This is a genomic window from Mesorhizobium sp. M0862, assembly GCF_040319795.1.
Taxonomy (GTDB): domain Bacteria; phylum Pseudomonadota; class Alphaproteobacteria; order Rhizobiales; family Rhizobiaceae; genus Mesorhizobium.
This window is the reverse complement of the sequence record NZ_JAMYOJ010000004.1, coordinates 279255-292311: the sequence shown is the minus strand read 5'-3', so window position 1 is coordinate 292311 and position 13057 is coordinate 279255. Positions and strand designations below refer to the sequence as shown.

At 62.4% G+C, this 13057-nt stretch carries 10 protein-coding genes; 1 reads left to right on the top strand and 9 read right to left on the bottom strand.

What is annotated here, in order from left to right; translation table 11 throughout:
• Window positions 1-18: 18 nt before the first annotated feature.
• The 5 genes from NKI15_RS08475 to NKI15_RS08455 all read right to left on the bottom strand — a co-directional run bounded on the left by NKI15_RS08475 (window position 19) and on the right by NKI15_RS08455 (window position 7599).
• A complete protein-coding gene (locus tag NKI15_RS08475) occupies window positions 19-1686 on the bottom strand; it encodes an ABC transporter ATP-binding protein (protein WP_023704663.1) in 1668 nt (555 codons plus the stop codon).
• A 10-nt stretch (window positions 1687-1696) separates the two neighbouring features.
• Window positions 1697-2833: an ABC transporter permease gene (locus tag NKI15_RS08470; protein ID WP_023687914.1), complete on the bottom strand. Its 1137-nt coding sequence runs from the start codon at window positions 2831-2833 to the stop codon at window positions 1697-1699.
• The gene (locus tag NKI15_RS08465) at window positions 2834-3841 is read right to left on the bottom strand and encodes an ABC transporter permease (protein ID WP_023668135.1); all 1008 of its coding nucleotides are present in this window, start codon (window positions 3839-3841) and stop codon (window positions 2834-2836) included.
• Window positions 3842-3923: 82 nt separating this feature from the next.
• On the bottom strand, window positions 3924-6035 hold the full coding sequence (locus NKI15_RS08460) for an ABC transporter substrate-binding protein (protein ID WP_352885997.1): 2112 nt from the start codon (window positions 6033-6035) through the stop codon (window positions 3924-3926).
• A gap of 97 nt (window positions 6036-6132) precedes the next feature.
• Window positions 6133-7599, bottom strand: coding sequence for an alpha-glucosidase/alpha-galactosidase (locus NKI15_RS08455; protein WP_023687911.1), 1467 nt, complete (start codon window positions 7597-7599; stop codon window positions 6133-6135).
• A 247-nt stretch (window positions 7600-7846) separates the two neighbouring features.
• Between NKI15_RS08455 and NKI15_RS08450 the strand changes: the two genes are divergently transcribed.
• Window positions 7847-8689 carry an AraC family ligand binding domain-containing protein gene (locus NKI15_RS08450; protein WP_081725414.1) on the top strand — a complete coding sequence of 281 codons (843 nt, stop codon included), beginning with the start codon at window positions 7847-7849 and terminating at the stop codon, window positions 8687-8689.
• 2 nt (window positions 8690-8691) lie between these two features.
• Here NKI15_RS08450 and NKI15_RS08445 read toward each other — a convergent pair whose 3' ends face one another.
• The 4 genes from NKI15_RS08445 to NKI15_RS08430 form a co-directional block, all read right to left on the bottom strand.
• Window positions 8692-9759: an ABC transporter ATP-binding protein gene (locus NKI15_RS08445; protein ID WP_023741781.1), complete on the bottom strand. Its 1068-nt coding sequence runs from the start codon at window positions 9757-9759 to the stop codon at window positions 8692-8694.
• Window positions 9760-9762: 3 nt separating this feature from the next.
• Window positions 9763-10611 (bottom strand): carbohydrate ABC transporter permease, encoded by an 849-nt coding sequence (locus tag NKI15_RS08440; RefSeq protein WP_023741782.1) that lies wholly within the window; start codon window positions 10609-10611, stop codon window positions 9763-9765.
• The gene (locus NKI15_RS08435; protein ID WP_023736033.1) at window positions 10611-11534 is read right to left on the bottom strand and encodes a carbohydrate ABC transporter permease; all 924 of its coding nucleotides are present in this window, start codon (window positions 11532-11534) and stop codon (window positions 10611-10613) included. Before NKI15_RS08435 ends, NKI15_RS08440 begins: the two co-directional genes overlap by 1 nt.
• A gap of 230 nt (window positions 11535-11764) precedes the next feature.
• Entirely contained in the window at window positions 11765-13042 is a 1278-nt protein-coding gene (locus tag NKI15_RS08430; protein ID WP_023685297.1) for an ABC transporter substrate-binding protein, read from the bottom strand.
• Window positions 13043-13057 lie beyond the last annotated feature (15 nt).

Here is a 13057-nt window from a genome sequence, read left to right as displayed (position 1 = left end):
TAAACCTCCGGCACTTTGCTACGCCACGTCGAAGGCGGCCCTGACGAGCCGTTCGGTGTAGGCGGTCTTGGGATGGGTGAGGACCTCGTCGACAGTCCCCTGTTCGACGATCTTGCCGTTCTGCATGACGATGACACGGTGGCAGAGCGCGCGCACGACCTTGAGGTCGTGCGAAATGAAGAGATAGCTAAGGCCGCGTTCGTCCTGCAGCTTGCGCAACAGGTCGATGATCTGCGCCTGCACCGAAAGGTCGAGCGCCGATGTCGGTTCGTCGAGCAGGATGAATTCGGGCTCCAGCGCGATGGCTCGGGCAATGGCGATGCGCTGCCGCTGGCCGCCGGAAAATTCGTGCGGGAACCGCGACAGGATATCGCCGGGCATGCCGGCGCTGACCAGGGCGTCGCGCACCCGACCGACCCTCTCGCGCCGTGTCGCGCCGATCCTGTTGACGACCAGCCCTTCCTCGATGATCTGGCCGATCGTCATACGCGGGTTAAGCGACGAGAACGGATCCTGAAAAACGACCTGCATGCGCGAGCGCAGCGGCCGCATCCCGGCGCGCGACAGGCCGTGGATCGGCTGGCCGTCGAAGCTGACCTCGCCGCGCTTGGCCTCGGTGAGCTTGAGCAAGGCGAGACCGAACGTGGTCTTGCCGGAGCCGGATTCGCCGACCAGCCCCAGTGTCTCGTGGCGGCAAAGCTTCAGGCCGAGATCGTCGACGGCGACCAGCTCGCGCCAGTCCGGCTTCAGGAAGCTGCCATGGCGCAGCATGAAGCAGACGCGCATATTGCGGGCCTCGAGGATGGTGCCGCTGTTTTCCGGCAGCGGCTGCGGCTTGCCGTGCGGCTCTGAAGCGAGCAGCCGCTTGGTATAGGCATGCTGCGGGTCGGCGAACAGCCGCTCGGTAACGTTGTGCTCGCACATCTCGCCATGCTGCATGACATAGACATAGTCCGAGAATTTCCGCACCACGGTGAGGTCGTGGGTGATCAGGATGACCGCCATCCTGAGTTCTTTTTGCAGATTGCGGATCAAATTGAGGATCTGCGCCTGGACCGTGACGTCGAGCGCTGTCGTCGGCTCGTCGGCGATCAGCACATCGGGGTCGTTGGCGAGCGCCATGGCGATCATCACGCGCTGGCGCTGCCCGCCCGACATCTGGTGCGGATACTGCTTGATGCGCGCTTCCGGCTCGGGGATCTGGACATGCCGCAAAAGCTCGAGCGCCCGCGCCCAGGCTTGCTTGCGGCTGACCTTTCGATGCACTCTGATCGCCTCGACGATCTGACTGCCGACCGTATAGATCGGGTTGAGCGAGCTCATCGGCTCCTGGAAGATCATCGAGATGCGATTGCCGCGCAACTTGCGCCGGGCGCTCTCGGGGAATTTCAGTATGTCCTGCCCGCAATAGTCGATGGTGGATTTCGGCGACACGGTGGCCCGCTTTGACAAGAGCCCCATGACGGCGCGCGCCGTCACCGACTTGCCGGAACCGGACTCGCCGACGATGGCGATCGTCTCCCCGCGATAGAGCTGGAACGAGACATCCTTCACCGCGTCGACGACGCCGTGCTCGACCTTGAAGGCGACCTCGATGTTGCGGGCATCGATGATGGGTTGGTCGTGGCGGCCGGCATGGTCGAGCCGGACGGCTGGTGCGAAGGTGGCTGCGAGCGCTACGGTCATCCCGGCCACCTCAATAGGGATCGACGGCATCGCGCAGGCCGTCGCCCAGCGCGTTGAAGGCAAAGACGGTGATCAGCACGAAGCCGACCGGCGACAGGATCCACGGATAGGTGCCGATGACCGAATAGGTAGCCGTGTCCTGCAGCATCAGCCCCCATGAGATCAGCGGCGGTTTCACGGCGAAGCCGAGGAAGCCGAGAAAGGCTTCGAGCAGTACCACCGTCGGGATCGCGATCGTCACGGCGACGATGACGTGGCTCATCACATTGGGGAAAATGTGCTGCATGATGATACGCATGTCGGTGGCGCCAACCGCCATGGCAGCGCGCACATAGTCGATCCGCGCCAGCGCCAGCGTCTTGCCGCGCACCTCGCGCGACATCTGCGCCCAGCCCAGCGCCGACATGACGATGATGACGAAGGCGAGGAAGACGTTGGTCGGCGCGGTCACCGGGATCAGCGTCGTCAGCGCAAGATAGAGCGGCAATTGCGGGAAGGCGAGCACCAGCTCGACAAAGCGCTGCATCCAGACGTCGAAGCGGCCGCCGAAATAGCCCGAGACCATGCCGACTGTGGTGCCGATGACGGTGATGATGAACACCACCGTCAGCGCGATCATCAGCGAGACGCGCGAGCCCTGGATGGCGCGCGACAACACATCGCGGCCGAATTTGTCGGTGCCGAGAAAATGCACCGGCTGGCCGTCGGCCGAAGCGAAGAAATGCCGGTTGGCGGGGATCAGGCCAAGCAGCCGGTAGTCGGCGCCCTTGACGAAGAAGCCGAGCAGGCGCGGATGCTCGTAATCCGGCCCGACGACCGGCTGGAAGGTGACCGGGTCGAGGTCTGCAGAATCCGCCAGCGCATAGACCCGCGGCTGGAGCACGAAATTCCCGTCTCTGTCGTGAAAACTCATCACTTGCGGCGGGGCGAAAGCGACATCGGTCACCTTGGGGTCCATCGGCGCGAAGAAATCGGCAAACAGCGCCATCAGCACCAGAAGCACGACAAGGATCAGCCCGGCCATGCCGGTCCAGGAGCGCCTCAGCCGGCGCCAGACCAGCGCCATATAGCTCTCATTGCCGCGTGGGGTCGCAATCGCGGTTGCTTCAGCCGGGGGCGGCGGCGGGGATGGGTCACGCGCCAGCATCTAGCTCTCCCTGAACTGGCGTACGCGCGGATCGAGCAGCGCGAGCAGCATGTCGGCGATGATGTTGCCGACGATCAGCGTTGCCGACAGCACCATCATGAAGGTCGCCGTGACATAAACGTCGCCGACCGCCATCGAGCCGACGATGGCGGGCCCGACCGTCGGCAGCGCAAAGATGATCGCCGTCTCGATCTCGCCGGTCAGCATGTAGGGCAGCACCACGCCCTGATACATGATGAGCGGGTGCAGTGCGTTGGGCACGGCATGGCGCATGACGACGGCGCTGCCGGTCAGGCCCTTGGCCTTGGCCGTCTCGACATATTGCGCGTTCAGCGTATCGAGCAGATTGCCGCGCATGACGCGCATATTGTAGGCGAGCCCGCCGAAGGTGGCGATCGCCACCACCGGCCAGACATGCTTGACGAGGTCGGCGAATTTCGCCCACGACCACGGCGCGCCGCCATATTGCGGCGAGAAGAAGCTGCCGATCTCCGACACGTTGAACTGGAAGACCAGGAGATAGACGATGATCAGCGCCATCAGGAAGCGCGGCACCGTCATGCCGAGGAAGGAGATGGCCGACAGCACCGAGTCGATCCATGTGTATTGCCTGGTCGCCGCCCAGATGCCGAAGGTGATGCCGAGCACCGACGCCAGCAGATGGCAGACCAATGCCAGCAGCAGCGTGCGCGGCAGCCGCTCGCCGACCACTGCGGCGACCGGCTTGTTGTAATAGAGGCTGTAGCCGAAATCGCCGCGGGTGATGATGCCGGCGACCCAGTTCAGGTACTGGACGGGCAGCGGTTTATCGAGGCCGTGCTCGACCCGATAGGCCTGCGCCTGCGCGTCGGCTTCGGCAAAAGACGCCCCGCCCTGGTTGATGAGCTGCGAACGGATATAGTCGGCATAGTCGCCCGGCGGCGCCTGGATGATGGCAAAGGTGACCAGGCTCAGGATGACCATGACCGGCACCGCCGATGCTATGCGCATGGCCAGGAATCGCAGCATCGGACCGTTTCTCCTCCTTGGATCTAATCTGTTGCCGCTGACCTTACTCCGTCCCGGCCGGGCGTCAGCCAGGGGAGGAAACTCAGTTCGTCGGACCCTTGTCGCCGGGCTTGCCGGGAAGCTGGTCGGGAAAGAGTTCGTATTTCTGCTGCTTGTCGGCGGCGACGAAGACGCGTTCGCGCACGATCGAATCCTCGGCCCAGTTGAACATGAAGATCGGCGTTCCCTGCGGGATGTTGGAGAAGCGCTTGTTGATGATCAGGGCGCCGGGATATTCGGTCAGTCCAATATTGTAGACATGCTCCGTCGAGATCTTCTGGAACGTCTTCATCAGGCTGGCGCGCTCGTCATTGTCTGACGAGGAGACGAACTTGTTGACGATGTCGACAAGCTCCTTTTCGAACGGCATCAGGTCGACCACGCCGCTTTCGGGCGCGCGGTGATCCCAGCTGGTCTTGGGTCCGACGGGCGCGAGTTGCACGGTATTCTGCACGACGGAAGTCAGCTCCTGCTCGTTGCGCCTGATCAGCCAGTCGAAGCGGCCGGAATATTGCGAGGCATCACGCTGGGTGCCGTTGAGGCCGTTGAGCACGACCCTGATGCCAAGCTTTTCCATCTGGCCGACGACGCCTTCGGCGAGGCTCTTGTCGGTGCCGTAGTCATTGTTGACCAGCATCACGATCTCGACATTCTTGCCGCCGGCGGTCCCGGCCGGGAAGTTCACGAAGCCGTCGCCATCCGTATCCTTGAGACCAGCCTTGGCCAGTTCCGCCTTGGCGCCCTCGATGTCGAAGGGATAGTAGACGGTCGAGTTGCGGTCATAGAAGCTGGTGCCCGAGGAAAAGCCACCGGGGTAGATGGCGGTGAACGGCCCCTTGACCAGCGAGTCGCCGAGCGCCTTGCGGTCGAGCGCCATGGTGATGCCCTTGCGGAAGTCCTCATTGCGGTTGAGCTCGCGGATCGCCTGGCCGCGTTCGTCGGGATTGCCCCAGCCATTGGCGGAAAAGTTCATGCGCAGATTGTAGCCGATCAGGCGCGGGCCAAAGGCGAGCCGGGCCGGCGCGTCCTTGTCCGCCGCTCGCTTCAGCGAAGCGACGAAATTCTCCGGCTGCTCGAGGTTGGAGAAGTCGGCGGCCCCTGCCACCGCCTGCACGTCGCGGTCGGCCCAGGTCGACAGCTTGTAGTGCAGTTCGTTGAGATAGGGCAGCTGGTTGCCCTTCTCGTCGACCTTCCAGTAGTAGGGATTGCGACGCAAGACGATGATGTCGTCGGGCCTATATTCCACCGGCACCCAGGCGCCCATCACCGGAATGTTCATATATTCCGGCGGGAACGCGTTCTTGAACTGCTCGTAGGTATTCTTCGAGTACTTCGGATGCTGCGGCTTGAGGACATGCGCCGGGCCGGGGCAGAAGGTGCCATAGGCCATGGCGTAGAGATACTGTTTGGGGAAGGCGTCCTTGAAGGTCCACTCGACGGTGTAGTCGTCGACCTTCTTCAGCGTCGTGCCGACACCGAAGGTTTCCGCTGTGGCGCCGTTCAACGGCGAGACATTGGGGTCGACGACCTCATCGTCCCAGTAGAACATGACATCGTCGGCATTGAAGGCAACGCCGTCAGACCATTTGGCGCCTTCGACCAGGTGCATGGTCAGCGTGTGGCCATCCTTCGACCAGTCCCAGCTCCTGGCGAGGTTGGGCAGCGGCTCGGTGTCCTTGGCCTCGACCTGGAACAAAGGCGCGGTGCGCGTCAGGCATTCCGAAAGGCCGATGTCGATGCCGCCCCATCCTTGGGTCTGGCCGGCGCCATAATTCCAGCCTTCCGGCCGGCCGCCAATGACGTGGCGCATGGTGTCGCCATAAACGCCGATGCCGTCCGGCATGTTGCCGGTCTTGAACACCAGCGGCTCCTTCGGCAGGCGATCCTTGACCGGCGGCAGCTTGCCAGTCTTGACGTATTTCTCGGTGACCCACTCGGGCTCGTGATATTCGGGCAGCGCCTTGAACTCCAGGATGGAATCGCGGGCGACGTATTTGATCTTGCCCTCGGCGGGAAACGCCGCCGGCGCCGGCGGCGTGGTCGGCTCGGACGCGTATGCACTGCCAAGCGCCGATGCCGAGACGCTCAGCGCCAGCCCGGCGAGAATGCCAATTCTTCGACCGGCGAGAATGCCAATTCCACGAAAGTTCCTCATTGTGTTCCTCCCAGATGTTTCGACGTCTGCTGCTGCCGCATCTATTCATGACGGCTGATTGGCGAACCGGCCTCCCGCTGTCCGCCTGCCAGCATTCTCAGCCGGCCTGTTTCAGGGCCGTTTTTTCGGCGCGCAGTTCCTCGATCGAGCGCACTTTGCGCCGCGCCGCACCCGCCCAGTCGCGGGTTTTCACCATCGATTTCGAAAGCCGCTCCTTGGCGGCCGGCACGGCATCGGCGTATTGCGGCAGCCAACGCGCCTGGGCGACGACCATCTCGTCGACCATCTGCCAGACCTCTTCCGGCGTCGACACCGCACCCACCAGCGGATCGTGCAGCACCGCGAGCTTGAGCAGGTCAATGTCGCCCGTAACAGCCGCATGCACCGACATGCGCTGAACGTTGATCGAAGCCATGCAGGTGGCCGCGCAGGCTTCCGGCAGCGTGATGCCTGACGCCATGTTGATGCCGAAGCGATCGACGAAACCGGGCGATTCGATGATCGCGTCCTGCGGCAGATTGGTGATGATGCCGGTGTTCTTGACGTTGAAGTGGCCGCGATAGACGCGGTTCGTCTCCAGCGCTTCGAGAATATGGCTGGCATGCTCGTTCGAGCGCTTCGATACGTCGAGCGGCTTCGACGCCGCTTCGAGGAATTGCGGATATTCCGTCTCGAACCAGTTGCGGGTTTCCGTGGAGTAGCGAAGATAGCCGCCGGTCTCGCCATGGATCCAATCGGACATGTCGATCCAGCGGGTGATTTCGTCCGGCCGCTTGCGATACCAGGGCAGATATTCGGAGAGATGACCGTTGCTTTCGGTGGAGTAGACGCCGAAGCGCTTCAGCACGTCGATGCGCAGCTTTTCCTGCTGCGAATAGACCGGATGCGCCTCGAAGGCAGCCACCAGTTCGTCCTTGCCGATCTTGCGGCCGTTGAGCCGCAAATCGATGAACCAGGTCTGGTGGTTGATACCGGAGCAGACATAATCGAGTTCGCTGTGCGACTTGGCGCCGAGCACTTCGGCGATCTGTTCGGCGCCGTGCTGGACACCGTGGCAGAGGCCGACCGTATCGACCTTGCCATATTCGATCGCCGCCCAGGTGTTCATCGCCATCGGGTTGGCATAGTTGAGGAATTTGGCGCCTGGCTCGGCGACCTCCAATATATCCTTGCAGAAGTCGAGGATGACCGGGATGTTGCGCTGGCCGTAGAGGATGCCCCCGGCGCAAATCGTGTCACCGACGCACTGGTCGATGCCGTATTTCAAGGGAATGCGGATATCGTCGGCATAGGCTTCGAGCCCGCCCACCCGGACGCAGCTGATGACGTAGCGCGCGCCTTCCAGCGCCTTGCGGCGGTCGGTCGTCGCCGTCACCCTGGTCGGCAGCTTGTTGGCCTCGACGATGCGGTCGAGGATCGCCTTGATCATTTGCAGATTGTGTTCGCTGAGATCGGTCAGCGCGAATTCGATGTCGCTGAATTCCGGGACGCACAAAATATCGGTGAACAGCTTCTTGGTGAAGCCGACGCTGCCGGCGCCGATAATAGCGATTTTGAAACTCATCACCTCACCTCGATGCATTCGAAATGCCGGGTAAGGAGCAACAGGAAAGGGAATGGCGGCTCGCCTCGGCGCGCATGCCATTCGAGCCGGAATTCCGGCTCGTTCTCCTCCCCGCCCGCTCCTCGACCGCGGGTCTTTCGCGTTCTCAGGATTTGGATTATGCCGTTATTCCAGGGCGCGGCCAGAGAACGATTATGCTTTCGAGGGTAATTTTGTGCTGCATGATCTGATCGCCAACGGACAGTTGATGCGCACCATCTCGCTGCCGCGCGGCCGCCAGCGCCTGCATGCCATGCCAACCAGCACCGGCTATGAAGTACGCGAGGGCGTGACCTATGACTGGGATGGGCGCAAGCGCGGCCAGACACCGTTCACCGTGCTGCAGCACACGATCAGCGGCACCGGCCAGCTGCGCTACGAGAACCGCAACTACCGCCTGCAGGCCAACGACACGCTGCTGGTGCTGGTGCCACACAACCATCGCTACTGGCTGGAGAAGGGCGACCGCTGGGAATATTTCTGGATCTCGATGAATGGCGAGGAGGCGCTGCGCGTCCACAAATCCATACTCAGCGTCTCCGGCCCGGTGTTTCGGCTGCAGCCGGAGACGATCGATCATCTCGCCGATTGCAGCCTGCGCCTGATCAAGGGTGGCGCTTCGCCTGGCGCTGCTTCGGCAATCGCCTATGAGGCGGCGATGGCGCTTTACGACGATGTCTTCGGCTCGCACGCCTTCACTGAGAAACAGAGCGTCATGCAGCCGGTCATCGATCATATCAACGCCAATCTCGACAAGCCCTTGCCCGTGGCCGAGCTCGTCCAGATCAGCGGCCTCAGCCGCGCCCATTTCTCGCGCTGCTTCGCCGAGAGCGAAGGCGTTCCGCCGGCCGAGTTCGTGCTGCAGCAGCGGCTGCAGCGGGCGGCGAAGCTGCTAACCAAAGCCGATTTCCTGCCAGTCAAGGAGGTCGCCATCCTGTGCGGCTTCGAGGACGCCAACTATTTCTCGAAAGTCTTCCGCCGGCTCTACGGCATCAACCCGACGCAGTTCCGCACCACCGGCATGTATGCCAGCCTGGGCAGCCTTCGATAGGATTACCCGATGCGGTTGCCGCTTGCGGGATCGAACAGATGCAGCGCCGCCGGATCGGCAGACAGCCGCACCTTATCGCCAGGCCGGATAGTGCTGCGTCCCATGACGAAGACACAAACCAGCTGGTTGGCGAGCCGGACATAGAACTGCGTCGACAGGCCGAGCGGCTCGACCACCTCGACCTCTGCCTTGAGCGGACCATCGTCGGCAAGCTGGATGTGCTCCGGCCGTAGCCCGACGGTGAGCACATCGCCATCCTTCAACGGCAAGCCATCAGGCAACCGCAGCTTCTGGCCGTCGGCCAGCACCGCGTCCACCTTGCCGCCCTTGGCGATTGTCGCCGGAAAAAAGTTCATGCCGGGCGAGCCGATGAAGCCGGCGACGAAGGTGTTGATCGGCCGATCGTAGAGTTCGAGCGGATGGCCGACCTGCTGGACGTAACCGTCATGCATGACGACGATGCGGTCGGCCATGGTCATGGCTTCGATCTGGTCGTGGGTGACATAGACCGATGTGGTCTTGAGCTGCTGGTGCAGCGCCTTGATCTCGGCGCGCATATGCACGCGCAATTTGGCGTCGAGATTGCTGAGCGGCTCGTCGAACAGAAACACTTTGGGATCGCGCACGATGGCGCGGCCCATGGCGACGCGCTGGCGCTGGCCGCCGGACAGTTGCCTGGGCAGACGTCCGAGGAAACTGTCGAGGCCGAGGCGCTTGGCCGCCGCCCCTACCCTGCCGTCGATCCTCGTCTTCTCCGCCTTCTTCAACAGCAGGCTGAAGCCCATATTCGACGACACATCCATGTGCGGATAGAGCGCGTAGGACTGGAACACCATGGCAATATCGCGGTCCTTCGGCGCGACATCGTTGACCAGCCGATCGCCGATATGGATCTCGCCGCCCGACACCTCTTCCAGCCCGGCAATCATGCGCAAAAGGGTCGACTTGCCGCAGCCGGAGGGACCGACGAGCACGACGAACTCGCCATCGGCGATTTCGAGATCGACGCCATGCAGGATGCGCAGCGAACCGTAGTCCTTCTCGACGTTTTGCAGCGTTACGGAAGCCATCGATTATCCTTTGACCGCGCCGGCGGTGAGGCCGGTGACGAGATAGCGTTGCAGGAAGGCAAAGAAGATGCAGACCGGGATAAGCGCCAGGATCGATGCCGCCATCATCTGCCCCCAGTCGACGGCGAACTTGCCGATATAGGTGAGCAGGCCGACGGCAAATGTCTTCTGGTCATCGCTGGAGATCAGCATCAGCGCAAACAGCAATTCGCTCCAGGCGGCGGTGAAGACAAAGCCGAGCGTCGCGCCCATGCCGGGCAAGGTCAGCGGCACGATCACCTTGCGCATCGCCTGGGCGCGAGTGCAGCCGTCGATCATCGCCGCCTCCTCCAGATCCTTCGGAATGCCGTCGAAGAAGGACTGCATCAGGAAGGTGGCGAAGGCGGTGTTGAAGGCGGTGTAGATGATGATCAGCCCAACCAGGCTGTTGGTCAGGCCAAGCTCGCCCATGACACGGTAGATCGGCGGAATGACCATCACCAGCGGGAAGGTTTGCGTCAGCAAAAGCATGATCGCCAGTGTCGCCTTGCCGCGAAAGGTGAAGCGCGACATGGCGTAACCGGCGAGCGTGGCGATGACCGTGACGAGCGCCGCCGTCGACACCGATACGATGACGCTGTTGAGGAAATAGCGGGGGAAATCCGAGGCTTCAAGTACAGTGATGAAGTTGCGGAAGGTGGTCTGCGACGGCCACAGCGTGATGCCCTCGGAATAGAGCAGCCGCTCCGGCGTCACCGAGATCTTCAGCGTCCAGAAGATCGGAAACAGCGCAAAGATCATATAGGCGGCAATCGCCGTGTAGAGGCCGATGCCGCTGAAGATGCGCGAGGAGGTGGAGCGTCCGGCGATCATCAGACGTGCCTCACCAGCAAGCGGCGGATGGCGATCAGCGCGATCGCATAGGCGATGAGCAAGACCAAGAGCAGCACCGCCACCGCGGAGGCATAGCCCTTGTCCAGCGACTTGAAGGCACTGACATAGATGTAGACCGGCACCGTGCTGGTCGAGCCTGCCGGCCCGCCCTCGGTCATGACAAAGATCAGATCGGCGAAGGTGGCGATCCAGATCGTACGCAGCATGACGGTGATGACGATGGTCGGCGCCAGGAACGGCAGCGTCACCTTGGTGAAGCGCTGCCAAGGCGAAGCGCCGTCGATTGCGGCCGCCTCATGCAGTTCCGACGGGATCGACTTCAGCGACGCCAGCAGCGTGATGGCGAAGAACGGAATGCCGAACCAGATGTTGGCGATGATCGGCCCCCACATGGCGGTGGCCGGATCGGACAGCACATTGGTCGGCTCGGCCTTCAGCCCGAGCGCAAACAGCCAGTGCGGCAGCGGGCCGATGATCGGGTTGAACAGCCATGCCCAGGTCAGGCCCGACAGGAAGGATGGCACCGCCCAGGGCAGGAACACCACCGCCTGCACGAACTTGCGCCCGACAAACGGTTTGTCGAGCAGCAACGCCAGACCCAGGCCGAGGAAGAACTGGAAGAACAGGCTGGCGACGGTCCACCAGAGCGTGTTGACCAGCGCCTGCCCCAGCACCTGGTCGGTCAGCATCGCCTGGTACTGGCCTAGACCGACATATTCGGATTTGAAGGCGGAGAACTTCCGGAACGAATAGCTGATGCCGATGATCAGCGGCACCAGCAGCACCACGACCAGCAGAACGATCGCCGGGCTGAGATAAAGCCAGGGCTCGATGGCCGCATGCGTCAGCCGCTTCTTTCGCGGCCGGCCTGCGGATCGTATTTCGGACACGGCATAGGTCATTAGCGCTCAACAGTCATGGGTGGGTGCCGACAGCGGCAACAGCACCCTTCTCCCCGTTCACGGGGAGAAGATGCCGGCAGGCAGATGAGGGGCGGCGCCAGCCTTGGGGTGCTCGCGCTGCCCCTCATCCGGGCCTGTCTGTGCATGTCGTTGTCCCAAAACCGCTACGCACTTTTGGGCGACATGCATTCGGGCCACCTTCTCCCCGTAAACGGGAGAAGGAAGAAGAACTACTTCTTGTTCTTGGCCAGCCAGTCCTGCTGCTCCTTGGTCAGGAACGCGGCCCATTGATCGGCGACGTCCTTGGCCGACTTCTGGCCGAGCAGCACTTCCTGGAAATTCTTGATCGCCACCTGGTCGACGAAATTGCCGAGGTTCTCCAGATGTGTCGGCGGCGTCACCATTTCATATTTGGAAGTGTCGCTGAGTTCGGTGAACCAGCCTTTGAACTGCTCGGTCTTGAAGTGGGCATCCTGGTCGGCGCCATTGTGGATCGGCACGACGCCGACTTCCTTGGCCCATTCGAGATTGTCCTTGGGCGACAACAGCGTCGCCATCAGCTTCCAGGCATCGTCCTTGTGCTGCGAATTGGCGAACATCGCCCAGCCGGCATAGCCCAGCGTCGGATAGGATTTGCCGCTTGGCCCCACAGGCAGCGGCGCCACGGCAAAATCGTCGGCACTCATCTTGTCGGCAATGCCGATCAGCGCATCCGGATCCTGGTTGAGCATGGCGCAGGTGCCGGAATAGAAGCCGGTGACGGTCTCGTTAAAGCCCCAGCTCACCGCATCCTTGGGCGCCAGCCCGTCCTTGTACATGTCGGCCAGCATCTGCAGGCCCTTGACCGAGCCCTCCTCGTTGATGGTCGAGGTGCCGTCCTCGTTGAAGTAGCCGCCCTTGCCAGCGGCGATGTTCATGAACATGTGCATGCCGTTGAAGGCGCCCGGGCCACCGCGCAGGCAGTAGCCGTACTTGCCCGGAATGGCGGAGATCTTCTTGGAATCGGCGATGAAGTCGTCGAGCGTCGCCGGCGGGCCGTCGAGACCGGCCTCCTTGAACAGCTTCTTGTTCCAGAACAGCGCATTCACATAGTAGCCGTACGGGATCATGAACTGGGTGTTGTTGACGGTCGAGCCGAATTGCTTGGCGCGGTCGCCCAGCGTCTTGGCGTCGTCCCATTTGGCCATGTAAGGGCCGAGATCCTCGAGCTGGCCGTTGGTGGCGTACAGGCCCATCCAGCGCTCCGGCATCTCGACGATGTCGGGCGTATCGCCGGCCTGCACCATGGTGAGGAATTTCTCGAAGGCCTGCCCCCAGGGCAGCGAGACCACCTCGACCTTGACGCCGGCATTGGCGGCCTCGAACTCGGCGATCTGCTTCTTCAGGAATTCGGTGCGCTGCGGGCTGGTGATGACCTCGACCAGCTTGAGGGTGGTGTCGGCCAATGCGCCGCTGGCGGACATCGCCAGGCCGGCAGCGGTGGCAAGCATGATGCTCAGTCGTTTCATGTTCAGAACTCCCAT

Coding starts and splice junctions, on each gene's coding strand:
- NKI15_RS08475 (WP_023704663.1), bottom strand. CDS start 1,686: ATGACCGTAGCGCTCGCAGCCACCTTCGCACCAGCCGTCCGGCTCGAC.
- NKI15_RS08470 (WP_023687914.1), bottom strand. CDS start 2,833: ATGCTGGCGCGTGACCCATCCCCGCCGCCGCCCCCGGCTGAAGCAACC.
- NKI15_RS08465 (WP_023668135.1), bottom strand. CDS start 3,841: ATGCTGCGATTCCTGGCCATGCGCATAGCATCGGCGGTGCCGGTCATG.
- NKI15_RS08460 (WP_352885997.1), bottom strand. CDS start 6,035: ATGAGGAACTTTCGTGGAATTGGCATTCTCGCCGGTCGAAGAATTGGC.
- NKI15_RS08455 (WP_023687911.1), bottom strand. CDS start 7,599: ATGAGTTTCAAAATCGCTATTATCGGCGCCGGCAGCGTCGGCTTCACC.
- NKI15_RS08450 (WP_081725414.1), top strand. CDS start 7,847: ATGCGCACCATCTCGCTGCCGCGCGGCCGCCAGCGCCTGCATGCCATG.
- NKI15_RS08445 (WP_023741781.1), bottom strand. CDS start 9,759: ATGGCTTCCGTAACGCTGCAAAACGTCGAGAAGGACTACGGTTCGCTG.
- NKI15_RS08440 (WP_023741782.1), bottom strand. CDS start 10,611: ATGATCGCCGGACGCTCCACCTCCTCGCGCATCTTCAGCGGCATCGGC.
- NKI15_RS08435 (WP_023736033.1), bottom strand. CDS start 11,534: ATGACCTATGCCGTGTCCGAAATACGATCCGCAGGCCGGCCGCGAAAG.
- NKI15_RS08430 (WP_023685297.1), bottom strand. CDS start 13,042: ATGAAACGACTGAGCATCATGCTTGCCACCGCTGCCGGCCTGGCGATG.